Origin of the sequence: Rhodococcus sp. EPR-157, from assembly GCF_001647195.1 — a bacterium.
Lineage (GTDB): Bacteria > Actinomycetota > Actinomycetes > Mycobacteriales > Mycobacteriaceae > Rhodococcoides.
Genome location: NZ_LVCV01000056.1, coordinates 1 through 1,671, shown reverse-complemented (window position 1 = coordinate 1,671; position 1,671 = coordinate 1). Strand labels below are relative to the sequence as shown.

General features: G+C 63.0%; 2 protein-coding genes. Both read left to right on the top strand.

The genetic code is table 11. From position 1 onward, the window contains the following. The first annotated feature begins 544 nt into the window (after positions 1 to 544). The gene (locus tag A2J03_RS31435) at positions 545 to 718 is read left to right on the top strand and encodes a hypothetical protein (RefSeq protein WP_231912328.1); all 174 of its coding nucleotides are present in this window, start codon (positions 545 to 547) and stop codon (positions 716 to 718) included. A gap of 38 nt (positions 719 to 756) precedes the next feature. Further along, positions 757 to 1,290 (top strand): type IV toxin-antitoxin system AbiEi family antitoxin, encoded by a 534-nt coding sequence (locus A2J03_RS31430; RefSeq protein WP_231912327.1) that lies wholly within the window; start codon positions 757 to 759, stop codon positions 1,288 to 1,290. The last annotated feature ends 381 nt before the right edge of the window (positions 1,291 to 1,671 follow it).

Here is a 1,671-nt window from a genome sequence, read left to right as displayed (position 1 = left end):
GGAGTTCATGGGCGTCACGTGGAGCGAAAGCCGCGATCTGGAGCGCTCAGAGCGCGACACACCGCCGTGTGTTCAGGCGGAGTCACCACGGTACACACGGTCTTTCGAGACCAATCTCGGTGTCACGAGCGTGTCACAAGTTGGTACGAACGGACCTGGATTCGGGTGGTACCGCCTGGACGATTGACGCAGGTCAGGGTGGATGTGGTGGTTCCATGCGGACGTATCTGGTTGTCTCGCAACATACTTGTAAGCGAGCGGTCAACGGTTCAATCCCGTTAGGAGGCTCCAGCGAGAGGGCCCCGACCACCTGAAGTGGTTGGGGCCTTTGTCGTTTGATCAGCTGGGTGGCGTGTGTGGGCAGGAGTGCCCGATACTTCGGCGAATCGACGGGATTCTGCACCTTTCGAAAAGTACCGGGCAATGAGTCCCGTGGTGCTCGTCGCTGCCGGCCCGGTCGTGGCCGGGGCCCGGAGTTGCCTTGCTGCGCGGCGCGGGATTCGTGGGCTTGGAGCCTACGTATTCGATACTCAATGGAGGCGATGTGGCAACAAGCGATGTTCGACGCCGTCAGACCGGGTTACCTCCGGAGTTCGCTCGCCTCCCGATGCGGATGGACCGAGCCGCCACGGCGGCCGAGACGTACGCGCATCCGCGCGCCGAACTTGTGCGCCTGGCGGATTTCGGTCTGCTCCATCGGGTGGCGACGGGTTTCTAAGTGGCGCGGTGCCCGACGGCCGGGTCGGGACCGAGTGGATGCCTGGCTTGGAGGCTGCGGCGGCCGGTATCGCGGTTGCGGCGTACGGTCTCGATGACGCTGTCGTGATGGGCGTCAGCTCAGCCCGATTGCACGGTGTGATTCCGCGAGCGTTGGCGACGGCGGTGATTGCAGTCCCGACGCGACATGACCCGATTCGGTCGGCGGATCGGCAGGCGGCGGATCGGCAGGCGGTGGTTCGGTTCGTGGTGCGAGACACCACACGCTTGGATGCGGAGCGCATCCGTACCGAGTTGGGTCCGGTGTTGGTGACGACGCCCGAGCAAACGGTGTTGGATCTGATGAAGCGTCCGGTGATACACAGCCACGGGCGACTGGTGTGGGATTCGGCGATCAGCGAGGTGCCCGAGCACCGCGGTGCCGTGTTGAGGTTGCAGTTCGGACTGGCGGTCAAGGTGCAGTTGCTGTCGGCGTCGGTCGAGATCGAACGCTGTGATCGGCGCCGCGCGCTTCCGCAGGCGATTGCCCACCGCGACTTCGCTGACACTTATGTGGCGCTCGATCAGGGCTGAGGACCGGGCCCAGCGAGGGTGTCTGGTCGAGGACGTATTCCGTCGCCGCGAGCTCGGAGCCTCGTCCCCAGGAAGCGATTGAACAAACGTTGCATTCCTTTTCTGAAGCGGCTGCAGTCACCGCACCTGTCCTCGCCTGAAGACCCGCCGGGGTCTGAGTGGACGAAGTCATCGAACTAGGCATGCGTTGTCCGGCGTCGGCGTGCCGCTTTGGATGCTCGAAACCAGAGTGGATTGTTTCGGTTGGTCACGGGTTGTCAAAGATGGGTGGACTGCGTGGCTGGAGCTGAATTGTGAACGTCGTCGGGTGCTGGTTCTAGAGTCCGCTGTTGTAGGGCATCATGAGTTGATGAGCGATCTCGAGTACCTCGCCACTTTGCT